22 protein-coding genes are annotated in these 23,458 nt (G+C 70.5%); 10 read left to right on the forward strand and 12 right to left on the reverse strand.

What is annotated here, in order from left to right; genetic code table 11:
* Positions 1 to 23: 23 nt before the first annotated feature.
* Genes NGJ44_RS05430 through NGJ44_RS05440 form a run of 3 tightly spaced genes read left to right on the forward strand, consistent with a single transcriptional unit; the run spans position 24 to position 2,268 of the window.
* The gene (locus tag NGJ44_RS05430) at positions 24 to 1,277 is read left to right on the forward strand and encodes an Hsp70 family protein (RefSeq protein WP_251863326.1); all 1,254 of its coding nucleotides are present in this window, start codon (positions 24 to 26) and stop codon (positions 1,275 to 1,277) included.
* Positions 1,278 to 1,336: 59 nt separating this feature from the next.
* Positions 1,337 to 1,924, forward strand: coding sequence for an NUDIX domain-containing protein (locus NGJ44_RS05435; RefSeq protein WP_251863327.1), 588 nt, complete (start codon positions 1,337 to 1,339; stop codon positions 1,922 to 1,924).
* A complete protein-coding gene (locus NGJ44_RS05440; RefSeq protein ID WP_053246480.1) occupies positions 1,921 to 2,268 on the forward strand; it encodes a 2Fe-2S iron-sulfur cluster-binding protein in 348 nt (115 codons plus the stop codon). The genes NGJ44_RS05435 and NGJ44_RS05440 overlap by 4 nt, the downstream gene beginning before the upstream one ends.
* Before the next feature lie 39 nt (positions 2,269 to 2,307).
* Here the strand turns inward: NGJ44_RS05440 and NGJ44_RS05445 are convergent, their stop codons facing one another.
* From NGJ44_RS05445 to NGJ44_RS05455, 3 genes are all read right to left on the reverse strand, one after another.
* On the reverse strand, positions 2,308 to 3,609 hold the full coding sequence (locus NGJ44_RS05445) for an MFS transporter (protein ID WP_053246481.1): 1,302 nt from the start codon (positions 3,607 to 3,609) through the stop codon (positions 2,308 to 2,310).
* Positions 3,610 to 3,725: 116 nt separating this feature from the next.
* On the reverse strand, positions 3,726 to 4,778 hold the full coding sequence (locus NGJ44_RS05450; RefSeq protein ID WP_251863328.1) for a hypothetical protein: 1,053 nt from the start codon (positions 4,776 to 4,778) through the stop codon (positions 3,726 to 3,728).
* A 17-nt stretch (positions 4,779 to 4,795) separates the two neighbouring features.
* Positions 4,796 to 5,524, reverse strand: coding sequence for a helix-turn-helix domain-containing protein (locus NGJ44_RS05455; protein ID WP_053246479.1), 729 nt, complete (start codon positions 5,522 to 5,524; stop codon positions 4,796 to 4,798).
* Positions 5,525 to 5,936: 412 nt separating this feature from the next.
* On the opposite strand from NGJ44_RS05455, the gene clpB reads away from it, so the two are divergent.
* Positions 5,937 to 8,543: an ATP-dependent chaperone ClpB gene (gene clpB, locus NGJ44_RS05460; RefSeq protein ID WP_053246478.1), complete on the forward strand. Its 2,607-nt coding sequence runs from the start codon at positions 5,937 to 5,939 to the stop codon at positions 8,541 to 8,543.
* Positions 8,544 to 8,943: 400 nt separating this feature from the next.
* Here clpB and NGJ44_RS05465 read toward each other — a convergent pair whose 3' ends face one another.
* Positions 8,944 to 9,534, reverse strand: a complete 591-nt coding sequence (locus tag NGJ44_RS05465) for a TetR/AcrR family transcriptional regulator (RefSeq protein ID WP_235491050.1) — start codon at positions 9,532 to 9,534, stop codon at positions 8,944 to 8,946.
* Positions 9,535 to 9,792: 258 nt separating this feature from the next.
* Here NGJ44_RS05465 and NGJ44_RS05470 point away from each other — a divergent pair, with 258 nt between their 5' ends.
* Genes NGJ44_RS05470 through NGJ44_RS05480 form a run of 3 tightly spaced genes read left to right on the forward strand, consistent with a single transcriptional unit; the run spans position 9,793 to position 12,356 of the window.
* On the forward strand, positions 9,793 to 11,007 hold the full coding sequence (locus NGJ44_RS05470; RefSeq protein ID WP_251863329.1) for a Tm-1-like ATP-binding domain-containing protein: 1,215 nt from the start codon (positions 9,793 to 9,795) through the stop codon (positions 11,005 to 11,007).
* Between the two features lie 11 nt (positions 11,008 to 11,018).
* On the forward strand, positions 11,019 to 11,849 hold the full coding sequence (locus tag NGJ44_RS05475) for a phosphoenolpyruvate hydrolase family protein (protein ID WP_251863330.1): 831 nt from the start codon (positions 11,019 to 11,021) through the stop codon (positions 11,847 to 11,849).
* 45 nt (positions 11,850 to 11,894) lie between these two features.
* A complete protein-coding gene (locus tag NGJ44_RS05480) occupies positions 11,895 to 12,356 on the forward strand; it encodes an SRPBCC family protein (RefSeq protein WP_251863331.1) in 462 nt (153 codons plus the stop codon).
* A 14-nt stretch (positions 12,357 to 12,370) separates the two neighbouring features.
* Here NGJ44_RS05480 and NGJ44_RS05485 read toward each other — a convergent pair whose 3' ends face one another.
* Positions 12,371 to 13,336 carry a LysR family transcriptional regulator gene (locus NGJ44_RS05485; protein ID WP_251863332.1) on the reverse strand — a complete coding sequence of 322 codons (966 nt, stop codon included), beginning with the start codon at positions 13,334 to 13,336 and terminating at the stop codon, positions 12,371 to 12,373.
* Between the two features lie 113 nt (positions 13,337 to 13,449).
* Between NGJ44_RS05485 and NGJ44_RS05490 the strand changes: the two genes are divergently transcribed.
* Positions 13,450 to 14,904 carry an N-acyl-D-amino-acid deacylase family protein gene (locus NGJ44_RS05490; protein WP_502802110.1) on the forward strand — a complete coding sequence of 485 codons (1,455 nt, stop codon included), beginning with the start codon at positions 13,450 to 13,452 and terminating at the stop codon, positions 14,902 to 14,904.
* A gap of 52 nt (positions 14,905 to 14,956) precedes the next feature.
* Positions 14,957 to 15,922 carry a tripartite tricarboxylate transporter substrate binding protein BugE gene (locus tag NGJ44_RS05495; RefSeq protein ID WP_251863333.1) on the forward strand — a complete coding sequence of 322 codons (966 nt, stop codon included), beginning with the start codon at positions 14,957 to 14,959 and terminating at the stop codon, positions 15,920 to 15,922.
* Positions 15,923 to 15,976: 54 nt separating this feature from the next.
* On the opposite strand, the gene NGJ44_RS05500 is transcribed toward NGJ44_RS05495, so the two are convergent.
* The 5 genes from NGJ44_RS05500 to NGJ44_RS05520 are packed head-to-tail and all read right to left on the reverse strand — an operon-like array spanning position 15,977 to position 20,406.
* Positions 15,977 to 17,347 carry a sulfite reductase subunit alpha gene (locus tag NGJ44_RS05500; protein WP_251863334.1) on the reverse strand — a complete coding sequence of 457 codons (1,371 nt, stop codon included), beginning with the start codon at positions 17,345 to 17,347 and terminating at the stop codon, positions 15,977 to 15,979.
* Positions 17,344 to 18,399: an FAD:protein FMN transferase gene (locus NGJ44_RS05505; protein ID WP_251863335.1), complete on the reverse strand. Its 1,056-nt coding sequence runs from the start codon at positions 18,397 to 18,399 to the stop codon at positions 17,344 to 17,346. The genes NGJ44_RS05500 and NGJ44_RS05505 overlap by 4 nt, the downstream gene beginning before the upstream one ends.
* A 17-nt stretch (positions 18,400 to 18,416) precedes the next feature.
* Entirely contained in the window at positions 18,417 to 19,217 is an 801-nt protein-coding gene (locus NGJ44_RS05510; RefSeq protein ID WP_251863336.1) for a DUF4198 domain-containing protein, read from the reverse strand.
* 20 nt (positions 19,218 to 19,237) lie between these two features.
* Positions 19,238 to 19,753 (reverse strand): DUF2271 domain-containing protein, encoded by a 516-nt coding sequence (locus NGJ44_RS05515; RefSeq protein ID WP_251863337.1) that lies wholly within the window; start codon positions 19,751 to 19,753, stop codon positions 19,238 to 19,240.
* A gap of 26 nt (positions 19,754 to 19,779) precedes the next feature.
* On the reverse strand, positions 19,780 to 20,406 hold the full coding sequence (locus NGJ44_RS05520; protein ID WP_251863338.1) for a PepSY-associated TM helix domain-containing protein: 627 nt from the start codon (positions 20,404 to 20,406) through the stop codon (positions 19,780 to 19,782).
* Between the two features lie 202 nt (positions 20,407 to 20,608).
* Between NGJ44_RS05520 and NGJ44_RS05525 the strand changes: the two genes are divergently transcribed.
* Positions 20,609 to 21,163 carry an HdeD family acid-resistance protein gene (locus NGJ44_RS05525; RefSeq protein ID WP_251863339.1) on the forward strand — a complete coding sequence of 185 codons (555 nt, stop codon included), beginning with the start codon at positions 20,609 to 20,611 and terminating at the stop codon, positions 21,161 to 21,163.
* Between the two features lie 96 nt (positions 21,164 to 21,259).
* Here NGJ44_RS05525 and hpnE read toward each other — a convergent pair whose 3' ends face one another.
* Both hpnE and hpnD read right to left on the reverse strand, forming a co-directional pair.
* Positions 21,260 to 22,594 (reverse strand): hydroxysqualene dehydroxylase HpnE, encoded by a 1,335-nt coding sequence (gene hpnE / locus NGJ44_RS05530; protein WP_251863340.1) that lies wholly within the window; start codon positions 22,592 to 22,594, stop codon positions 21,260 to 21,262.
* Positions 22,591 to 23,454 carry a presqualene diphosphate synthase HpnD gene (gene hpnD, locus NGJ44_RS05535; protein ID WP_053246774.1) on the reverse strand — a complete coding sequence of 288 codons (864 nt, stop codon included), beginning with the start codon at positions 23,452 to 23,454 and terminating at the stop codon, positions 22,591 to 22,593. Before hpnD ends, hpnE begins: the two co-directional genes overlap by 4 nt.
* Between the last annotated feature and the right edge of the window lie 4 nt (positions 23,455 to 23,458).

Here is a 23,458-nt window from a genome sequence, read left to right on the forward strand (position 1 = left end):
CGGCTTTTTGCCAGGAATCTCCCATGCCTACTCCTGCTTGCGGCGTCGACTTCGGCACGTCGAATTCCACCGTCGGCTGGAGCCGGCCCGGGCAGCCCGCGCTGCTGGCCCTGGAGGACGGCAAGCCGACCCTGCCTTCGGCCATTTTCTTCCACGACGAAGACGCCGAGGTGAGCTACGGCCGCGCCGCCATCGCCGACTACCTGGCGGGCTACGACGGCCGCCTGATGCGCGCCATGAAAAGCCTGCTGGGCAGCTCGCTGATGGACGGGGCGACCGAAGTGCAGGGCAGGTCGGTGCCGTTTCGCGTACTGCTGGCGCGCTTCATCGGCGAGCTCAAGCGCCGCGCCGAGGCGGCCGCGGGCCGCGCCTTCACGCGGGCGGTGCTGGGCCGGCCGGTCTATTTCGTGGACGGCGACCCGGCGGCCGACCGGCTGGCGCAGGACACGCTGGCCGGCATTGCCGCCGGCGTGGGCTTTGCAGAGGTCGAATTCCAGTTCGAGCCGCTGGCCGCCGCCTTCCACTACGAATCCGGCATCGCGCGCGAGGAGCTCGTGCTGGTGATCGACATCGGCGGCGGCACGTCCGACTTTTCCCTGATCCGGCTCGGCCCGGAGCACGCCGCGCGCGCCGACCGCCGCGCCGACATCCTGGCCTATGGCGGCGTGCACATCGGCGGCGCGGATTTCGACAAGCAGCTCAGCCTGGCCCGGGTCATGCCGCTGCTGGGACTGGGCAGCCGCCTGCGCAGCGGCAAGGACGTGCCTTCCACCCAGTACGGCAATCTGGCGTGCTGGCACACCATCAACCAGGCTTACACGCGCAAGGCGGCGGAGCATTTCGCCTATATCCGCGCCGAGGCGGGCGAGCGCGACAAGATCGACCTGCTGCTCAAGCTGGTGCGCGAGCGCGCCGGCCACTGGGTGGCGGTGCAGGTGGAAGAGGCCAAGATCGCGCTGTCCACCGAGCCCTCGGCGCGCATCGGCCTGGACCGCCTCGCCCAGGGGCTGGGCGTGGATGTGGCGCGCGCGGCCTTCGACGCCTGCGTGCAGGGGCTGGTGGACAGGGTGGGCGCCACGGTGCGGGCGCTGCTGGCCGACGCGGGCATCGGCCCGGGCGGCGTGGATACGGTGTTCTTCACTGGCGGATCGAGCCGCGTGCCGCGCCTGCGCGAATGCGTGTCGGCGCTGGTTCCGGGAGCACGCAGCGTGGAGGGCGATCTCTTCGGCAGCATCGGCGCGGGGCTGGCGCTGGACGCCAGCCGGCGGTTCGGCTGAGGCGCGCCGGTGGTAAGCTGCATCGTCGTCTTCCCGCCTTCCATGTTTCTCCATTTGCCATGACGCCTCCCGCCGAAACCCATCTCGTCGAAACGCTCGTCTCGCGCGAAACGCCCTACGAGGGCAAGTTCCTGAAGATCCGGCGCGACACCGTGGCCCTGCCCAACGGCAACCAGGGTGTGCGCGAATACGTGGTGCACCCGGGCGCGGTGGTCGTCATTCCGCTGCTGGACGATGGCCGCGTGCTGCTGGAGCGCCAGTTCCGCTATCCCGTCGGCCGCGTCATGACGGAGTTTCCCGCCGGCAAGCTGGACCCGGGCGAAGATCCGCTGGTCTGCGGCAAGCGCGAGCTGCTCGAGGAAACCGGCTACACCGCGCGCGAGTGGGCCTGCGCGGGGGCGCTGCACCTGGCCATCGCCTATTCCACCGAGATCATCCACATCTTCTTCGCGCGCGGCCTGTCGGCCGGCGCGCGCCAGCTCGACCAGGACGAGTTCCTGGACGTATGCAGCGCCCGCCCCGAAGAACTGTACGAGGCTTGCCGCAAGGGCGAAGTCACCGACGCCAAGACGCTGACCTGCGTGCTCTGGCTGCAGAACGTCCTGTCCGGCGCGTGGAAGCTGCCGTGGCAGGCGCAGGAAAATTGAAGCCTGCCGCCGATGGCGCGTTTGCTGTGCGGGTGGAGCCGGCCGGGTTCAGGTTCGAGGCCGGGGCCGGCGCGTCGCTGCTGATGGCCGCGCAGGCCGCCGGCATCAGGCTGCCCAGCTCCTGCCGCAACGGCGCGTGCCGCGCCTGCATGTGCCGGCTGGTCGAGGGCGAAATAGCCTACGCCGTCGAATGGCCGGGCCTGTCGCGCGACGAAAAGGACGAAGGCTGGATCCTGCCCTGCGTGGCGCTGGCCCGCTCCGCCCTGGTGATCGAGTCGCCGCTGGCCGCGCCGCACGTGCCCGAGGCGCCGCCGCCCCGGCCCCTCACCGGCGCGCGCCGCTGAGCGCCGGCCCCGCTTCGGGCCGGGCGCGGCATCGCGGCCTCACTCGTGGCGGTCGATGGCCGAATGGCGCCGGGTGTCGCGCATGGTCATGTAGACCAGCAGCGACACGAAGATGATGCCCGACAGATAGTAGTAGAACCAGGTCTCGTGCCCCTGCTGCTTGAACCAGAGCGCGATGGCCGGCGCGGTGCCGCCGAAAATGGACACGGTGACCGCGTAGGGCACGGCCACGCCGGTGGCGCGGATGTTGGTGGGAAACAGTTCCGCCTTCACCACCGCGTTGATCGACGTATAGCAGGCCGTGAAAATCCACGCGCCCGAGATCAGCAGGAAGGCCATGAAGGGAGAGGTGGTGTGCGACAGCGTCTTGAGGATGGGAGCCGTGAGCACGGCTCCCGCCACGCCGAAGAACACCAGGAGGGGCTTGCGGCCTATCTTGTCGGACAGCGCGCCGTAGACCGGCTGCAGGATCAGCGCGAAGATGAGCGTGGCGGCGATCACGTAGGTCGTGACGTGGTCGGAGAACCCTGCCGTCTGCCGCACGAAGGTCTGCATGTAGGTGGTGAACGTATAAAAGGCCGCCGTGCCGCCCGCCGTCAGGCCCACCACGATGGCCACTTCGCGCGGGTACGCCAGCAGGCCGCGCAGCGAACTGGTGCGCGGCTTGTGGCGGCTGGCCTCCTTGTACGATTCGGTTTCCGGCATGTCGCGGCGCATCACCGCCGTGATGATGGCGAGCATGGCGCCGATCACGAAAGGAATGCGCCAGCCCCATTCCTTGAGCTGTTCCGGCGTCAGGAATACGTTCTGCAGCAGCAGCAGGACCAGGATGGCGCTCAATTGGCCCCCGATGAGGGTCACGTACTGGAAGCTGGAATAGAAGCCCCGGTGCTCCGGGTCGGCGATCTCGGTGAGGTAGGTGGCGCTGGCGCCGTATTCCCCGCCCAGGCTCAGCCCCTCGATCACGCGCGCCAGGGCCAGCACGGCCGGCGCCGCGAGCCCGATGCTGGCGTAGGTTGGCGTGACCGCGATGACCAGCGAGCCCACGCACATCATGCCCACCGACACCATGAGCGAAAGCCGGCGTCCGTGGCGGTCGGCGATGTGGCCGAAGAGCCATCCGCCCAACGGCCGCACGATGAAGCCGGCGGCGAACAGCGTGGCCGCATTGAGCTGCTGCACGACGGGATCGTGAGAGGGGAAGAAGGCGGGGGCGAAATACAGGGCGAAGGCGGTATAAGCGTAGAAGTCGTACCACTCGACCAGGTTGCCCATGGAACCCACGAAAATGGCTTTGATGCGGCGCCTGGCGTCGGGCATGTCTAGGTAGGTGTGCGTCATCGCTGTCCTTCCGGTGAGCCTCTCGGGAGCTGCCGGCCGTCGTGAAACGGGGGCCATGTCCGCCATCTTGCGCCCGGCGGCGAAAAAATGCACGCGCCGCGCCCGGCGGCTCCGGCTCAGCGCGGGGCGATAGCCTGGCAGGAGGCCGCTTTGTCGTCCGGCCGGGCCTGCTCGCCCAGCAGGGCGCGCACGCCGCACTCGGAGCCGAACATGCGCCCGCTGTCGTGCCCCACGCCGGCCACTTCGTAGCCCTGGCGGCGCAGCGGCACGGGGCGCGGGCCGCGCGAGGCCAGCAGGTATTCGTAGCGCAGGTAGCCCAGGCCGCGCGCCAGGCGCGTGGCGCCCTGCGCCTCGGCGCCGCAGCTCTTGTCCAGCAGCCGGTGTTCGGGGTTGTTGTCGGCCGATCCCAGCAGATAGGTGACGTCGCGGTCCGCATAGCGCACGAAGAGCCGCGATTCGTCGGTTTCGCGGGCATAGGCGGGCAGTTTGTCGGGGCCGTATTTGTACTGGTTGTAGGTGGGGCAGATGCCGCGCTCGTAGCGGGCGTAGCCCTGGCCGCCGGGGCGCGGGCGCTCGCTGCCCAGGTAGAGATAGGAAGAGGGGTTGGCGATCACGTAGCGCACCGCCACGCCGTCGCGGCGCAGCGCGCCGTCGAGGTTGTTCAGCACCGCGTAGCGCTGCACCAGCTGTGCGCCGCCCGAATGGCCGGCCAGCACGATGCTTTCCAGCAGCGGCAGGCGCTTGCGGTCGGCCAGCCCGCGCAGCAGGTCGTCGATGACGTGGAACGACGAGACGGGCGCCGGGCGGCCGGGCGCCTGCACGCTTTCGCCGCCTTCTTCCCAGCTCGATTTGCGCCAGGCCGCCACGCCCGGAAAGCCCGAGTCGATGGAGCCCACGTAGCGGGGCGCCACGATGAGGGTGTTCGACGCGTAGGCGGGGTTGGCCGCGAGCAGCCGGGCGGCTTCTTCGTAGTAGTGGTCGGCGTCGCGCTTGACACCATGGAACACCACCAGGAGATGCCGGATGCCGCGCAGCTCGCCCCGGGCCAGGTCGCGGTTGGCGTAGACCGCGATCTTGTATGCATGCCCGGGCTTGCCCAGGGACAGCGCCTGCCAGCGCGGCGGCGCGGCATCTGGCCGCCGGCCGGACGCGGTCGCGAAGCGGCGCACGGCGCATGGCGCGCCCCTCAGCAGCCTTCGTGGCCGAGGAGTTGCTTGAGCGCGGGCATGTCCAGGATGCGGACCTCGCGCTGGTTGATGCGGATCAGGCCGTCGCGCGCGAAGCGCGAGAACAGCCGGCTCACGGTTTCCAGGGTGAGCCCGAGGAAGTTGCCGATTTCCTCGCGGCTCATGCGCAGCACGAACTCGGTGGACGAATACCCCAGCGAGGCATAGCGCTGCGACAGGTTGAGCAGGAAGGCGGCCAGGCGCTGCTCGGAGCGCATCGAGCCCAGCGAGGCCAGCATCTGGTGCGAGCGGGTGATCTCGCGGCTCATCAGGCGGCGGAACTGCTGCTGCAGCGAGGGCAGGTGGGTGGCCACCCGGTCGATTTCCGCGAGGCGGATGACGCACACCTCGGAGTCTTCGAGGGCCAGGGCCGCCGACACGTGGCGGCCGTCCAGCATGCCGTCCATGCCGACGATCTCGCCGGGCAGGTGAAAGCCGGTGATCTGGATCTGGCCGGTGGCGTCTTCGAGCTGGGTCTTGAGGCTGCCGAAGCGCACGCCGTAGACCGCATCCAGCGGCTGGTCGAGCGTGTACAGCGCCTTGCCCTTTTCGACGCGCACACGCTCTTTCACCAGTTCGTCCAGCTTTTCGACTTCGGCCGCCGCCATGCCGACGGGAACGCACACGTGGCCGAGCATACACGTGGAGCAATGGGCGGCATCAGGGGCAACGGGAACCCGTTTTTGCATAATGACCTCTGTAGGATCCGGCGGGCGCGCGGCGCCTCGGCGGGAAAAGCGTGTGTAGAGAACGTCCATTGTAGTCTGTTGTTACTACGGCGTCTTACGGGGCCGGAGCCCGGGCTCCAGGCGGCGCTTCGCGGATTTCTTCCGGTCGATTTCACCACGGACCGGGCCTGCGCGCCATCGGCCGGCAAGCGGACGGCAGCCGTCGCGGATTCCCGCCGCGCGTAGCGTGCCGCGGACAAAAGCGTATATGCTCATCGCATCCGGAAGTCGAGAAGATGGGCCGGACCCGCCCCGGGCGGATCCAGGGCCGGCGGGCTATTGAAAACCGCCCATCCGGCCGCATATTCAGGTCATCGAGCCAGCCGCCGCTGAACACAGGTCGGGCAGGCTCCCCAACAGCCTAAAGACCATTATGCGATTCGACAAACTCACCACCAAGTTCCAGCAGGCCCTGGCAGACGCGCAAAGCCTGGCGGCCCGCAACGACCATCCCTACATCGAACCCCTGCACGTGCTTTCCGCGCTGCTGACCGACCCCGACAGCGGCGCCGGCAGCCTGCTCGCGCGCGCCGGCGTGGCCGTCAACCGCCTGCAGCCGGCCATCGACGCCGCGCTCAAGACCCTGCCCCAGGTGCAGGGCGAAGACAACGTGCAGGTCGGCCGCGACCTGCAGGCGGTGCTCACCCGCACCGACAAGGAAGCCGCGCGCCGGGGCGACACCTACATCGCCAGCGAGCTTTTCCTGCTGGCGCTGGCCGACGACAAGAGCGAGGCCGGCCGCATCCTGCGCGACGCCGGGCTGCAGAAGAAGGCGCTGGAGGCCGCCATCGACGCCGTGCGCGGCGGCGAGAGCGTCTCGGCCGCCGAGGGCGAATCCAACCGCGAGGCGCTGGCCAAGTACACCATGGACCTCACCGAGCGCGCCCGCCAGGGCAAGCTCGACCCGGTCATCGGCCGCGACGACGAAATCCGGCGCACCATCCAGATCCTGCAGCGCCGCACCAAGAACAATCCCGTTCTGATCGGCGAGCCCGGCGTGGGCAAGACGGCCATCGTCGAGGGCCTGGCCCAGCGCATCGTCAACGACGAGGTGCCCGAAACCCTGCGCGGCAAGCGCGTGCTGGCGCTCGACCTGGCCGCGCTGCTGGCCGGCGCCAAGTTCCGCGGCGAGTTCGAGGAGCGCCTGAAGGCCGTGCTCAAGGAACTGGCGCAGGACGACGGCAGCAACATCGTGTTCATCGACGAGCTGCACACCATGGTGGGCGCCGGCAAGGCCGAGGGCGCCATGGACGCGGGCAACATGCTCAAGCCCGCGCTGGCGCGCGGCGAGCTGCACTGCATCGGCGCGACCACGCTCGACGAATACCGCAAGTACATCGAGAAAGACGCCGCGCTCGAGCGCCGCTTCCAGAAGGTGCTGGTCGACGAGCCCGACGTGGAGTCCACCATCGCCATCCTGCGCGGCCTGCAGGAGCGCTACGAGATCCATCACGGCGTCGAGATCACCGACCCGGCCATCGTGGCCGCGGCCGAGCTTTCGCATCGCTACATCACCGACCGCTTCCTGCCGGACAAGGCGATCGACCTCATCGACGAGGCGGCCGCCCGCATCCGCATGGAAATCGATTCCAAGCCGGAAGTCATGGACAAGCTGGACCGCCGCATCATCCAGCTCAAGATCGAGCGCGAGGCCGTCAAGAAGGAAACCGACGATGCGTCCAAGCGCCGCCTGGCCGCCATCGAAGACGAGCTGGAGAAGCTGCAGCGCGAGTACAACGACTACGAAGAAATCTGGAAGGCCGAGAAGGCCGCCGTGCAGGGCACGCAGGCCATCAAGGAAGAGATCGACAGCGTGCGCGCCGAAATGGCCGAGCTGCAGCGCAAGGGCCAGTTCGACAAGCTCGCCGAGCTGCAGTACGGCAAGCTGCCCGACCTGGAATCGCGCCTGAAGGCCGCCGAGGTGGGCGCGGCCGCGGTGGCTTCGGAGGCCGAGGGCGACGGCGGGCGTCCGCGCCTGCTGCGCACCCGCGTGGGCGCCGAGGAAATCGCCGAGGTCGTTTCGCGCGCCACGGGCATTCCCGTGTCCAAGATGATGCAGGGCGAGCGCGAAAAGCTGCTGCACATGGAAGAATACCTGCACAAGCGCGTGGTCGGCCAGGACGAAGCCGTGCGCCTGGTGTCCGACGCCATCCGCCGCTCGCGCGCGGGCCTGTCCGATCCGTCGCGGCCGTATGGCTCGTTCCTCTTCCTGGGGCCCACGGGCGTGGGCAAGACCGAGCTCACTCGCGCGCTGGCGGAGTTCCTGTTCGACTCCGAAGAGCACATGATCCGCATCGACATGAGCGAATTCATGGAGAAGCATTCCGTGGCCCGCCTGATCGGCGCGCCGCCGGGATACGTGGGCTACGAGGAAGGCGGCTACCTCACCGAGGCCGTGCGGCGCAAGCCGTACAGCGTGGTGCTGCTCGACGAGATCGAGAAGGCGCATCCGGACGTGTTCAACGTGCTGCTGCAGGTGCTGGACGACGGCCGGCTCACCGACGGCCAGGGCCGCACCGTGGACTTCCGCAACACCGTCATCGTCATGACTTCCAACCTGGGCTCGCACCACATCCAGAGCCTGGCGGGCAAGCCCTACGAAGTCGTGAAGGAAGTGGTGTGGGACGAGCTCAAGCAGGCCCTGCGGCCCGAGTTTCTCAACCGCATCGACGAGGTGGTGGTATTCCACGGGCTGGAAGCGCAGCACATCGAGTCCATTGCCCGCATCCAGCTGCGCCGCCTGGGCGAGCGCCTGGAAAAGCAGGAAATGCGGCTGGAGGTCAGCGAGGCAGCGCTGGCGGAATTGGCCCGTTCGGGCTTCGATCCGGTGTTCGGGGCGCGTCCGCTCAAGCGCGCCATCCAGCAGCAGATCGAGAACCCGGTCGCCAAGCTCATCCTCGAAGGCCAGTTCGGCCCGCGCGACGTGGTGCCGGTCGATTGGCAGGACGGCAAATTCGTGTTCACGCGCACCCTGCAGTAAGACGGCCGCGCCGGCGGATTCTCCGCCGGCGGCCCTCCGGTTTTCACGCCCCCCGCGTTTTCGTCGGGGGGCTTTTTTGTCGCTGGGCCGCCCCAAGACAAAAAGCGCCCCCTTGGGGGGGCAGCAAGCCCGCGCAGCGGGCGCGGCGTGGGGGCCCTTTTCATCGCTGGGCCGCCCCAAGACAAAAAGCGCCCCCTTGGGGGGCAGCAAGCCCGCGCAGCGGGCGCGGCGTGGGGGCCCTTTTCATCGCTGGGCCGCCCCAAGACAAAAAGCGCCCCCTTTGGGGGCAGCAAGCCCGCGCAGCGGGCGCGGCGTGGGGGCCCTTTTCATCGCTGGGCCGCTCCAAGACAGAAAGCGCCCCCTTGGGGGGCAGCAAGCCCGCGCAGCGCGGGGGCGTTTCTTACTGCGCGCCGGCCTCGCCGGACTGGCTGTCGGCCAGGGCCTGGTTGAGGATGGCCCGGGCGGTCCAGCGCGCCACGTCGGTGATGGCCGGCAGTTGCAGGTGCCAGATGTCCTTGAGTACAAGAAAGACTTCGGTGCCGTAGACCAGCGACAGCGCCTGCGCCACGCGGTCGCGTTCGGCGGGCGACAGGCGCGGGGCCAGCGGTTCGATGGCGCGGCGCAGCACGTCCACCCGGTGCCCGCGCACCAGGCGTGGCTCGCTGCCGGCGCGGCCGGCGCTGGCCTCGGCGTGCTGCTGCAGCGACACCATGACGGCGGCGCGCAGCGGGGCCTCGTGTTCGGCCAGGCGGGGGTAGGCGTAGCGCAGCAGCTCGTCCACCCGTTCGGCGGCGTCGGCGGCGGCGCTGGTCCAGGCCACCAGCGGACCCAGGCTTTCGTCCACCACCGCGGCGATCAGCGCGCTCTGGCTCGGAAAGTACCGGTAGGCGGTGGCGCGCGACACGCCCGCGTGGCTGGCCAGCTCGGCCACCGACGGAATCGTGCCCTGCGCCATGAGGGCCTGCGCGGCGTCGAGCAGGGTCTTGCGCATGCGGGCCCGCGGGCCGTGGGGCGGCTCGCCGCTGGCGGCCGCCTGCGGGCTGGCGGGCGCGATGAGCTGGCGCGGGCGGGAAGGCGCGCGCGAGACGCGTGCGGAAGGTTTACGCGATTCGGAGGTTTGACCTGAGACAGGTGTCTCAGTATGATTCTTTCGTCTCATTTCTGGATTTTACGGGCTTGGGGGTCGACAGGCCCTGGCCTGCATGACATCGAGGCGTGCGCACGCAGTGTAGCCGCCCGCGGAGGAGCCATGACGAATGCGAACCGGCGGGTCTACGTGGCTGCCACCTACGACACCAAGGGCCATGAGGCCGAGTATGTGGCCGCCTTGCTGCGGCAGGACGGGCTGGACGTGGTTTCGGTGGACGTGTCCACCACCGGCCAGGCCAGCGCCGCCTCGGTGCAGGCGCGCGAGGTGGCGGCCAGCCATCCGCAAGGCGAGGCCGCCGTGTTCACCGGCGACCGCGGCACCGCCATCGCCGCCATGGCGCAGGCCTTCGAGCGCTACGCCGCCGGGCGCGCCGACCTGGGCGCGCTGCTGGGCCTGGGCGGCTCGGGCGGCACGGCGCTCATTACGCCCGCCATGCGGGCGCTGCCGATCGGCGTGCCCAAGCTGATGGTTTCCACCATGGCCTCGGGCAACGTGGCGCCCTACGTCGGCCCTTCCGACATCGCCATGATGTATTCCGTGACCGACGTGGCCGGGCTGAACCGCATCTCGCGCCGGGTGCTGGCCAACGCGGCCGGCGCCATCGGCGGCGCGTTCCGCCAGGCCCGGCGCCCCGCGGCGGCGGGAGACGACCGGCCCGCCGTGGGCATCACCATGTTCGGCGTCACCACACCCTGCGTGCAGCAGGTGGTGCCGCTGCTGGAGCCGCGCTACGACTGCCTGGTTTTCCACGCCACGGGCACCGGCGGGCAGTCCATGGAAAAGCTGCTCGACAGCGGCCTGCTTGGCGGCGTGCTCGATCTCACCACCACCGAGGTCTGCGACTTCCTGTTCGGCGGCGTGCTGGCCTGCACCGAAGACCGCTTCGGCGCGGTGGCGCGCAGCCGCGCGCCCTACGTGGGCTCGTGCGGCGCGCTGGACATGGTGAATTTCGGCGCCATGGATACCGTGCCCGAGCGCTATCGGGGCCGCCAGTTCTATCCGCACAACCCCCAGGTCACGCTGATGCGCACCACGCCCGAGGAAAACGCGCGCCAGGGCGAGTGGATCGCCGCCCGGCTGAACCGCTGCGACGGGCCGGTGCGCTTTCTCATCCCGGAGGGCGGCGTGTCTGCGCTGGACGCGCCCGGCCAGGCTTTCTGGAATCCCGAGGCCGACGCCGCGCTGTTCGCGGCGCTTGAATCCCATTTCGTGCAGACGCCGTCGCGCCGCCTGGTGCGGGTGCCCTGCCACATCAACGACCCGCTGTTCGCCAAAACGGCGGTCGAGCATTTTCTTGCAATCGCCGCACACTGAAGGACACCGCCATGCCCCGTTTCGAACGCAATGCGCTAATGGATAAGTTCCGCGCCATGGTGCGCGAACGCAAGCCTATCGTCGGCGGAGGGGCGGGCACCGGCCTGTCGGCCAAGTGCGAAGAAGCGGGCGGCATCGATCTCATCGTCATCTACAACTCGGGCCGCTACCGCATGGCCGGGCGCGGCTCGCTGGCCGGGCTGCTGGCCTACGGCAACGCCAACGAGATCGTGGTGGACATGGGCCGCGAAGTGCTGCCCGTGGTCAGGCACACGCCCGTGCTGGCCGGCGTGAACGGCACCGATCCGTTCTGCGACTTCGACGTGTTCCTGGACGACCTGAAGCGCCAGGGCTTTGCCGGGGTGCAGAACTTCCCCACGGTGGGCCTCATCGACGGCACCTTCCGCGCCAACCTCGAAGAAACCGGCATGGGCTACGGCCTGGAAGTGGACATGATCCGCCTGGCGCACGAGAAAGACATGCTGACCACGCCCTACGTCTTCAACGAAGACGACGCGCGCGCCATGACGCAGGCCGGCGCCGACATTATCGTGGCGCACATGGGCCTGACCACCGGCGGCGCCATCGGCGCCGAAACGGCGGTCACGCTGGACGATTGCGTGCGGCGCATCGACCGGATCGCCGAGGCGGCGCTGGCGCTGCGTCCCGACGTGATCGTGCTGTGCCATGGCGGGCCCATCGCCACGCCGAAAGATGCCGCGCACGTGCTGCGCGCCTGCAAGCACTGCCACGGCTTCTACGGCGCGAGCTCCATGGAACGCCTGCCCACGGAAACCGCGCTCACCGCCACCACGCGCGAGTTCAAGCAACTCAGCTTCTGAGATCCACCCACGGGCGCGCAGCGCCTTTGCCCACCAGGAGTCCGCATGCCGCATACCGCCTACGCCAGCGCCGTCATCGGCGCGCCGATCGAGCAGGTCTGGCCCTTGTTCCGCGATTTCAACGCGCTTTCGCAGTGGCATCCCGGCATCCGCGAAAGCCGCCTTGAAGCCGGCGGCCGTGGCGACGCGGTGGGTTCCGTGCGCCATCTGACCCTGGCCTCGCCCGACCCCGCGCGGCCCGATTTCGTGCGCGAGCAATTGCTCATGCTCGACGACCCGGGCACGGCGTTGCGCTACAGCATCATCGAAACCAGCCTGCCCATGCGCGATTACGTGGCCGGCGTGCGCATGGTTTCCGTTACCGCCACCGGGCAGACTTTCGCCGAATGGTGGGCCGATTTCGGCGTGAAGCCGGGCGCGCAGCTCGCCGACGTGGCCGCCCTGGTGTCGCGCGGCGTGTTCGCGGCCGGCCTGGCCGCGCTAGACCGGAAGCTGAGCGCGCGCTGAGCGGCCGCGGCCGTTCAGGCCGCGCGCGGGCGGGCCGGGGCAGGGCGGCAGCCCGTGGGCAGGCCGCCGCGCCGCAGATGGTCGCGGATGGCGTCCGCCAGCGCCGTCGCGGCGGGGCTGAGCGGGTAGTCGCGGTGGCGGATGAGGCACAGGCTGCGCTCCACCGTGGGCCGCTTCAGCAGCGCGTAGCGCAGGTCCGGCTCCAGCACGCGCTGCGCCGCCAGCGCCGGCAGCAGCGCCACGCCCAGGCCCGCCTTGACCAGCGCCGCCTGCGACGTGGTGCTCGAGGCTTCGTAGAAGGGCGCGGCCGCCTCGATGGGCAGGTCGGCGCGGGCGCGCAGCAGCGCCATGATGCCGGTTTCGTCCACCACGCCGACCAGTTTGCGCCCGGCCAGGCTTTGCCAGGCCACCGCGCCGTCCGCGCCGGGCCGCAGGGCCGAGTCGTCGTGCCGGTACAGCACGCCGAAGCGGTCCCGCAGCGCCGGCTCGAAGATCAGGTCCGGCGCGTCGGTCCAGCGGCTGGTGAAGCCGAAATCCACCTCGCGCGCGGATACCTTGCGCTGGATGCGCCCGGAGTTGTCGTCGCTGAGGTACAGGCGCACGCCCGGATACCGGGCCGCGTAGGCCGCCGCGGCGGGCGCGATGATCTGGGTAATGGCCGAGGGCGCGGCCGCCACCCCGACCCGCCCGCGCTCCAGCGCGCCGAAACGCACCACGTCTTCGATCACGCCGTCGAAATCGGCCAGCAGCCGCATCACCCGCGGCAGGAACGCCTCGCCCGCGGCGGTGAGCAGCACGCGCCGGCTGGTGCGGTCGAAGAGCCGCGTGGCGAGCGCGTCTTCGAGCTGCCGCACCAGGCTGGTGACGGACGACTGGGTCTGGAACAGGCGCTTGGCGGCGTGCGTGAAACTGGATTCCTGCGCGACCGCGACAAAGGCGGTGAGGTGCTTGAGCGTGACGTGCTTGGGCAGGCGATACATTTCAAAATCCGATAGATGGATCAATAAAAAGAATTTTTCCAGATTGATCGGGCCGGCGATACTGGGGCCGCCCCGCGTGGGAGCGATCGGCATTCACCTGACGGGAATCAATCATGGCTCGGCAACTCCTGGATCTCATCATCGAAGGCGGCTGGATCGTCGACGGCTCGGGCGCGCCCAGAAGGCGCGCGGACCTGGGCGTGGCCGGCGCGCGCATCGCCGCCATCGGCGACCTGGCTTCGAGTCCGGCGGCTCGCCGCGTGGACGCCTCGGGCAAGATCGTGGCGCCGGGCTTCATCGACGTGCATGGCCACGACGACCTGATGTTCGTGGAAAAGCCGGGGCTGGAATGGAAGACCAGCCAGGGCATCACGACGGTGGTGGTGGGCAACTGCGGCGTGAGCGGCGCGCCCGCGCCCCTGCCCGGCAATACCGCGGCGGCGCTGGCGCTGCTGGGCGAGACGCCGCTGTTCGCCGACATGGCGGCTTACTTCGAGGCGCTGGAATCGCAGCGGCCCATGATCAACGTCGCGGCCCTGGTGGGCCACGCCAACCTCCGGCTGGCGGCGATGCGCGACCCGGCCGCCCAGCCTACCCAGGCCGAGCAGCGCGCCATGGAGCGCATGCTGGAAGCGGCGCTGGACGCGGGCGCGGTGGGATTCAGCACGGGCCTGGCCTACGAGCCTGGCGGGTCGGCCCGCCCACCCGAACTGGCCGGACTGGCCCGGGTGGCCGCCGCGCGCGGCGCGCTGCACACCAGCCACATCCGCAACGAGGGCGACGCGGTGGAAGCGGCGGTGGACGAAGTGCTCGCCGTGGGCCGCGAAACCGGTTGCGCCACGGTGCTGTCGCATCACAAGTGCATGATGCCGCGCAATTGGGGCAAGAGCGCCGTCACGCTGGCCAGCATCGACCGGGCGCGCGCCGGGGGCGTGCGCGTGGCGCTGGACATCTATCCGTATCCGGGCAGCTCCACCATCCTGATTCCCGAGCGCGCCGAGCTGATCGACATCCGCATCACCTGGTCCACGCCCCATCCGGAATGCGCGGGACGCAACCTCGAGGACATCGCACGCGAGTGGGGCTGCGGCAAGACGGAGGCTGCGCGCCGCCTCTGTCCGGCCGGGGCAATTTACTTCGCCATGGACGAGAACGAAGTGCGCCGCATTTTCCAGCACGAATGCTGCATGGTGGGCTCGGACGGCCTGCCCAACGACGCACACCCGCATCCGCGGCTGTGGGGCAGCTTCACGCGCGTGCTGGGCCGCTACGTGCGCGAGGCGCAGTTGATGAGCCTGGAGGCGGCGGTGGCCAGGATGACCGCGCTGCCCGCCTCGGTGTTCGGCCTGCAAGGCCGGGGCCGGCTGGAAGAGGGCGCCTGGGCCGACGTGGCGGTGTTCGACGCGGACACCGTGCAAGACCGCGCGACCTGGGAATCTCCCACGCTGCCTTCGGTGGGCGTGGAGCTCGTGCTGGTCAACGGCAGCCCGGTGTTTTCCGCCGGGCCGGGCCGCGTCAGGCCGGGCCGCGTCAGGCCGGGCCGCGTGCTGCGCCGCGCCGCCGCCTGAGCGCGGCCCGGATTCAGAAAAACCAAACCCTGTCCCCCGAGGAGACTCATCCATGCTGTTGCAGAAAACCTGCGCCGGCCTGGCGCTGGCGGCCGCGCTGCTGCCCGGCGCCCAGGCCGCCTTTCCCGAACGCCCCATCACGCTCATCGTGCCGTTTCCGGCGGGAGGGCCCACCGATATCGTGGGCCGGTTGGCGGCGGCCAGGGCCGGCGAGATCCTGGGGCAGCAGGTGGTGGTGGAAAACCGCACCGGCGCCTCGGGCACCATCGGCATCGCCGCGACCGCCCGCGCCAGGCCCGACGGCTACACGCTGGGGCTGGCCACGGTCAGCACGCACGGCACCGCGCCGCACCTGTTTTCCAACCTGTCCTACGACCCGGTCAAAGACTTCACGCCGGTCACGAACCTGGTCACCAGCCCCAACATCCTGGCGGTGAACCCGCAGTTTCCGGCCCGGACGCTGGCCGAGTTTGTCTCGCGCGTGCGGGCCAATCCGGGCAAGGACGGATACGCGAATGCGGGGGCAGGCGGAGTCAACGACCTGGGCATGATCTGGTTCCTGCAGATCATCGGCGGCAAGATGAACAGCATTTCGTACCGCGGGTCCGCGCCCGCGCTCACCGACACGGTGGGCGGGGTGGTGCCGGTGATTTTCGACAACTTCCCCTCGTCGCTGCCCTATGTGAAGAGCGGCCGCTTGCGCGCGCTGGCTATTACCGGCGCGGTCCGCAATCCGCGGCTGCCGGAACTGCCCACCTTTGCCGAGCAGGGCTACAAGGACTACGACGTGACGGCCTGGTACGGCGTGGTGGCGCCCGCCGGCCTGGCCGAGGACGTGCGCGACAAACTGGCCGGCGCCTTTGCCCAGGCCGTGCGCGATCCGGCCACCGCCGCGAAAATGGAAGAAAGCGGCGCCTTTCCGCTGGGCAACACGCCCGCCGAATTCGCCGCGCAGATCCGCGCCGAGCGCGACCGCTGGAAAGGCGTGATCGAGAAAGCGCAGATCACGCTGCAATGAGCCGGCGGCCGCGCCTGGCCTGAAGCCCGATTATCCGCCTGTGCGCCCTGGGGCCTAGTACACGTCGCGGCGGTAGCCGCCTTCGTGCTGCAGGGCCAGCAGGCGCTCTGCGCCCAGGATCTCGCGCAAGGCCGCGTCCACGCCCGCGGCCATGCCTTGCAGGCTGCCGCAGACGTAGATCGCGGCGCCCGCTTCCACCCATTGCCGCAGCTGCGCCGCCTGCTCGGCCAGCACGTGCTGGACGTAGCGGCGCCGGGGCTGGTCGCGCGAGTAGACGCGGTCGGCGCGCGCCAGGGTGCCGTCGGCCAGCCAGGCTTCGATTTCGGCGTTGCAGAAGGCGTCGCGGGCGGCGCTGCGTTCGCCGAAGATCAGCCAGTTGCTCCGATGCCCGGCGGCGCGGCGCTGCTTGATGTGGGCGCGCAGGCCGGCCAGCCCGGTGCCGTTGCCCACGAGAATGAGCGGCCGCCCGTCCGCGGGCGCATGGAAATTGCGATTGACCCGCACGCGCAGCTCGATCTCGTCGCCGATGCGGGCGATTTCGGTGAGCCAGCCGCTGCCCAGCCCCAGGCTGCCGTCGGGCGCGCGCATCTGGCGCACCAGCAGTTGCAGGCAGCCATCCTGCGGCAGCGAGGCGATGGAATATTCACGGTGGGGCAACCGTTGGCCGCCGCGCTCGCGGCGCGGGCCGATTTCGGCGATGTCGCCCGCCTGCCACGCGGCGCGCGCGCCGTCGCCGGGCGCGAGGGACACGAGGTAGCACGGCCCTCCCTCGCTGCCGGGGTTGAGCAGGACGCGGCCGCTCAGCCGCCAGGCGTCGTAAGCCGGGGCCTCCCAGTCGGGCAGGTCGCTGCGGCCGGCCAGCAGGCCCAGATGGTGCTGCCAGTGCCGCAGCGCCGCGGCGTCGCCGTTGTCCACCTCCACCCGGTCAAAGAGCGGAGCCGCGCCGCGCGCCCGCAGCCATTCGTCCAGTTGGCGGCCGAAGCCGCAGAAGTTCGCGTAGCCGCTGTCGCCCAGGGCCAGCACGGCGTATTGCAGGCCTTCCAGCGCGCCGCCTGTGGCGGCGTCCATGCGGTCCGCGAAGGGCGCGGCGGCGTCGGGCGGATCGCCTTCGCCATAGGTGCTCGCCACGAACAGCACCCGGCCGTGGTGCGCGAGGCGGGCCGGATCGAGCTGGCCCAGCGCCACCGTCCGCACGGCCAGCCCCCCGGCGCGCAGCGTGTCGGCGGTCTGCGCGGCCAGGGTTTCGGCGTAGCCGGTCTGGCTGGCGTGCGCGACCAGTACGGCGCCTTCGCCCGGCGCCGTGTCCAGGGCGCGCAGCGCCCGGGTCCGGGCGGCGGCCTCGCGGCGCGAACGGCGCCACGCCCAGGCGCACAGCAGCAGCCAGGCCAGCACCACGCACGCGGCGGCAATCCCGCGTTGCATCATGGGCATCGGCCGGTGTTCGCCAGCGCTTCGAACGCCGGCGTGGCCAATACGCGCCAGTCTTGCGCGCCGCGCAGGATGTACAGGGCCGCGAGGCCGCGGCGGCGCGCGTAGTCCAGGCCTTCCCGCGGCCCCAGCACCGTCAGCGCCGTGGCCAGCGCGTCGGCTTCCATGCAGCCCCGGTGCGCCACGGTGACCGACGCCACTTCCCGCGGCACGGGCCGCCCGCTGCGCGGGTCGAGCGTATGGCCGAAGCGCGCGGCGCCCGCGCCGGCATGGCGGCGGTAGTCGCCGGAGGTGGCGATGCTCAGGTCGCGCAGCGGCAGGGCCAGGGCGTGGCTGTCGCTGGCGTCGGGCAGTTCCACCGCCACGCGCCAGGGATGCCCGTCGGGCCGCAGGCCGCGGGCGCGCAGCTCGCCGCCCACTTCCACCAGGTAGTGGCGCACGCCCAGGGCGTCCAGCGCCCAGGCGGCGCAATCCACGCCGTAGCCCTTGGCGATGGAGGAAAGATCCAGGTAGACGCCGCCGGGCTGCAGCGCGGCGCGGCGCTGCGGATCGAGCGCCACGCGCCGCCAGCCGCAGCGCGCGCGGGCCGCTTCGATGGCGGCGGCCGAGGGCGGTTCGTGCGCGCGCTGGTGCGGACCGAAACCCCAGGCGTTGACCAGCGGCCCGACCGTGGCGTCATACGCGCCGCCGGTGTCCTCGGCCAGGGCCTGCGCATGGGCCAGCACATGGAAAAACGCGTCCGGCAGCACGCGCCAGCCGGCTTCGGCCTGGTTGTAGCGGGTAATGTCGGAGTCCGGTTCCCAGGTGCTCATCTGCGCGACGACTCGGTCCAGCGCGGCCTGGATGGCGCGCCGCGCGCGGTCCTGGCCCAGGCCGGCCGGCGCGGCCAGGCGCGCTGACCACGTGGTGCCCATGGTGGCCCCGGCCAGCGCCATGGGCGAGGCCCCCAGGGCGGCCGGCGGCGGCGGCGCGGCGCCCAGGCGCGCGGGCGCCGCGCCGCGCGGCGCATAGGAGGGCGCTGCGGCGCCCGCTGGCGGCTTGGCGGACATGCGGCTCGCGTCGCGCCTCAGGGCTGCAGCACTTCGAGCGTGCCGGAGTAGGACAGGCGGCGCTTGGTCGCCTTGGGCACGCTCACCTTGGCGTCTTCGGCGCGCGCTTCCACCCAGTACAGGCCCGGCTGCGGCCATTTCACCGAGAACTTGCCGTTCTTGTCCGTCTTGAGCTCGATTTCGCCGATCTTGTCGCGGTAGCGGCTGCCGCCGGGCACCACGGTGACGCCCAGGTCGGCCGCGGGCTGGCCGTCCAGCAGGAACTGGAAGGTGGCTTCCTCGCCGGCGTACAGGTCGTTGGGATGCGTGACGGGCGCCAGCTCCAGGCCGCGTCCCACGGGCTTGACCGGGGTGGGCTTGCCGGCCGTGACGAAGGTTTCCACGCGTCCCGCGCTCTGCGAGACTTCGAGGTCGTCGGCCTTGGCCGGCAGGGCCTTCTCCAGGCCCTCGGGCTTGCCGAAATAGCGCTTGGGCTTGCCGTCTTCCTTCCAGCGGGCGAACACGCCTTCGTTGACCACGGCGACGCGGTAGGTGCCGCTCTGCTTCAACTGCAGGTCGAAGGTGCTGCGCAGCTTGCCGCGGTTGACGTTCTCGGCTTCGGCGGCGCTGCCGTCGGGCGCCGTCACGGCCAGGCCGTCCAGCCGCAGCGGGGCGTGGTTGAAATAGAACTTGTCGTTGCCCACGGCGGCGTCCACGGTGATCCAGCTGTCGACGCCGGACAGCACGGTGGAGGACGGCACCATCCAGGTGTCGTGCGCCTGCGAGGCGAAGGGCAGGGCCAGCGCCAGGGCGGCGGCGAGTTTCAGGGCGGATTTCATATAGCGCTCCCGTCGTGGGTTCAGGGTTTGAGGTCGAGGGCGATGGCGCCCAGTTCGTGTTCGCCTTGCGCGCCCAGCGTCTCGGCCTTCTGCGGCGGCCATTCGAACGGGATGCGCAGGAGTTCGCGGCCGCCCACTTCGCGCGCGGCTTCGATCACGACCGCGTACTTGCCGGGCTTGAGGGCGGACAGCGGCTTGGCGGACGACTGGAAGGCCAGGGCGTGCCTGCCGGCGGGCTTGGTCGCGCCGCTCACGCCGTCCACCGGGAACTGCTGGTTGCGGCCGCTGCGCCGCCACCATTGGCGCATGTCCTTGAGCCACTCGGTGCCTTCGTTGTTCTTCTTGGCCACGTCGTACCAGACCGCGAGATCGGTGGCCACGCTCTGGTCGGGGTTCTCGATCCAGATGGCCACGTAGGGGCGGTGGTACTCCGCCACGTCCAGGCGCGGGATTTCGACGGAGAGATTCAGGTCGGCGGCGTGGGCCGTCCGGAGGATGGCGCCGGCGAGCAGGGCCGGCAACAGCAGTTTGCGCATGGAGGTCTCCAGGGCGGATCGCGGGTTCAATGAATGAAGATCAAGGCGAGCACCACGGGAATCACCACCCCCAGCCCCACCATGGGCCAGGTAGCGGCGCGGTTGCCCGCGTGCATCTTGAGCAGCAGCAGCCCGGTCAGGGAAAAGACCAGACAGGCCACGGCGAAGACATCCAGGAACCAGCTCCAGGCCGCGCCGGTGTTGCGGCCCTTGTGGAGGTCGTTCAGGTAGGAGATCCAGCCGCGGTCGGTGCGCTCGTATTCGACGTCGCCGCTGGCGAGGTCGATGGAAAGCCAGGCGTCGCCGCCCGCGCGGGGCATCGAAACGTAGATCTCGTCGGCCGACCATTCGGCCGGGCGGCCGGCGGAGTCGGCGCCGAGTTCGCCGTCGAGCCATAGCGCCACTTCCGCCGGCAGCGGAGTCTTTTTGGAGGGAGGAGGCGCCTGCAGCCGCTGTAGCTGCGTCTCGGGCAGGCGCGCCTGGCGGTGCGTGACCCGGGGCTTGGACTCGATATGCGAGGCGTTGTTGAGCGTGAGCCCCGTTACCGCGAACAGCAGCATGCCCAGCAGGCACAGGGCCGAGCTGATCCAATGCCATTGGTGCAGCGTCTTGAGCCAATAAGCGCGCCGCCGGGTGGGAGTCTGGTTGTCCATGGAGTAGGGGTCTGCAAGCGGCGGATTCTAGCATTTAATGAGAATGACTCTTATGTGTGAAGCCGCGGCCGCGGCGCGCAGAAATTTCAGGCGGTTTCGGCGCGCCGCGGCCGCCGGCGTCCGCGCGCGCCGGGCGGCCGCGTGGCGCGATCCGGCGACTCGGGGATAACATAGGTCACCGTTACCGATGCCGGAGGTTGCCATGCTCGACCAAGACGCCGTCAATTCCATGGGCCGCCACTGGGGCTGGATAGCCTTGCGCGGCGTGATCGCCATCCTGTTCGGACTGATGGCCATGGCCATGCCGGGCATCACGCTGTCCGCGCTGGTGCTGGTCTGGGGCGCGTTCGCCCTGGCCGACGGCGTGCTGGCGCTGGTGGCCGGCCTGCGCATCCGCGAGCAGGGCAAGCCGCTGTGGGCGCTGGTGGTGGTGGGCGTGCTGGGCGTGGCGGCCGGCGTGGCCACGTTCCTGTGGCCGGGGCTCACGGCCCTGGTTCTGCTCTACATCATTGCTTTCTGGGCGCTGGTGTCGGGCGTGTTCCAGATCGTCGCGGCGGTGCGCTTTCGCAAGGAAATGCGCAACGAATGGCTGGTGGCGCTGTCGGGCGTGATATCCGTGGTGTTCGGCCTGATGCTGCTGGCGCAGCCCGGCGCGGGCGCGCTGGCGGTGGTGTGGGTCATCGGGCTGTATGCGCTCTTTTTCGGCGCGCTGCTGCTGGCTTTCGCATTCCGGCTCAAGCGGCACGGCGCGGCCTGAGCGCGGCGCCGGCCCGGCCCGCGCGGGTTCCGCTGCATTTCCTGGACACGGGCCTGGCCATTGCGGCGCGGCTGCGCCAGGGCGCGTCGGCGGGCCTTACGGTTGCGGGGCCTGCGCGCGCGGATTGAGCACGCGAGCGGCCTGCAGCCCGCTCGCGACCGCGCCTTCCAGCACGCCGGGGTAGCCCGTGTCGGTCCAGTCGCCCGCGAGCGCCAGGGTGGGCCAGGGCGTGGTGTTCAGCGGGCGGCTCAGGCCCGGCACCGCCGCGAAGGTGGCGCGTTTTTCGATGAACAGCTCGGCCGCCGACGGCTCAGGCATGGGGGGCAGGCGAGCCGGATGCGCCGACGCCTGCTCGGCCACCTGGTCGGCCAGCGCCTCGATGACCTGGGGGCGCTGGGTCTCGGCGATGCCGGCCGCCGCGCTCACCACGACCGCCAGCTCGCCGGCCTTGGCGTCGCCCAGGATCTGGGCGCGATCGAATACCCATTGGCCGAGATGGCCCCGGGCGTGGTCTTCGCGCAGCATCATCATGGGCTCGGGCAAGCGCCACGGCGCCGACAGCCGCAGGTTCAGCGTGGCGATGGGCTGGTACTCGAAAGACTTGAGCGCGGCCAGCAGGCCCTCGGCGCCCGCCTCGCGCAACGGACCGGCCAGCAGCCGCGCCGCGTGCGCCGGCTGGATGGCCAGCACCGCCGCGTCGAAACGCTCCTGGTTGATGTCGATGCCGTCGGCCGACGGACGCAATTGCCGCACGGTGCTGCCGTAGCGCATCGTGACCTGGCGCGCGGCCGCGTCCGGCCACAGGGCGGAAAGGTCGGTGCAGGGCAGCAGCAGGTCGCTGTGCTCGCGCTTGCCCGCCAGGCTGTCGCGCAGCACGTGCGCGAACAGCGCGGCGCTGGCGGCGGCGACCGGGGTGTTCAGCGCCGCCAGGCAGATCGGCTCCCACACCTGGCGGACGAGGCCTTCGGGCTGCGCGTGATACTGCATGAGCTGCGCCACCGTCCATTCGCGCGGCGCGGCCCAGCCCATGCGTTTGAGTCCGCGCATCAGGCGCAGCATCGACAGGCGCTCGTTCCAGGACAGGCCGCGCGCGCCCAGCGCGGCGGCGGCCAGGTGCAGGGGAGCGGGCAGGCGCGGGGCCGACAGGCGGAAGCGCCCGTCCAGGCTGGCCAGCCGCAGCGGCCGGCGCATGAGCAGCGCGTCGGGATTGCGGCCGACCCGCCGCATGACCGCCAGCGTGCGGCGGTAGGCGCCGCAAAGCAGGTGCTGGCCGTTGTCCAGGGGCGCGTCGAATCCGCCGGTGAACACGCGGCGGGCGCGCCCGCCGGGGGTGTGCCCGGCTTCGAACACGGTGACTTTCGCGCCGGCTTCGCGCAGGGCGACGCTGGCGGCCAGGCCGGCCCAGCCGGCGCCGATGACGGCGGCTTTCATCGCGACAGCCTGCGGACCAGGCCGCGCCCGCCGCCCACCCAGGTCTTCCAGGCCAGCCAGAGCTTGCGCAGCGGCGTGAGGGAAATGCGCTGGTGCAGCACCTGCCAGCCGTCGCGCTCGATTTCGTCGAGCAGGGCATGGTAGATGGCCGCCATCATCAGGCCGGGCCGCTGGGCGCGGCGGTCGGCCTCGGGCAGGAGCTGCATGGCCTCGCGGTAGAGCGTCCGCGTCCGCTCGGCCTGGAAGCGCATGAGCGCCGCAAAACGTTCCGAGTATCGGCCGTTGATGATGTCGGCCGCCTTCACATCGAATTGCTGCATGTCGTTGACCGGGATGTAGATGCGTCCGCGCCGCGCGTCGTCGCCCACGTCGCGAATGATGTTCGTCATCTGGAAGGCCAGGCCCAGTTTCTCGGCATACTGCAGCGTGCGGGGATCGGTGTAGCCGAAGATCCCGGCCGACAGCTCGCCCACCACGCCGGCCGCGTGCCAGCAGTATTTGCGCAGGCCGGGCCAGTCCAGGTAGCGGGTCTGGTCGAGGTCCATTTCCATGCCCTCGATCACCGCCAGCAGCCGCTCCCGCGTGATGCCGCAGGGCGCCAGGTGCGGCTGCAGGGCGCGCGTGACGGGGTGGTCGGGCCGGCCGTCGAACATCTGGTCGACCTGGGTGCGCCACCAGGCGAGCTTGATGCGCGCCAGCGACGGGTCGGTGCACTCGTCCACCACGTCGTCCACCTCGCGGCAGAAGGCATACAGGGCCGTGATGGCGCGCCTGCGCTCGGGCGGCAGGAACAGAAACGAATAGTAGAAGCTGGAGCCGCTGCGGGCGGCTTTGTCCTGGCAGTACTCGTCAGGGGTCATATCG

The organism is Achromobacter sp. Marseille-Q4962, from assembly GCF_943737005.1.
Classification (GTDB): Bacteria; Pseudomonadota; Gammaproteobacteria; order Burkholderiales; family Burkholderiaceae_B; genus Achromobacter.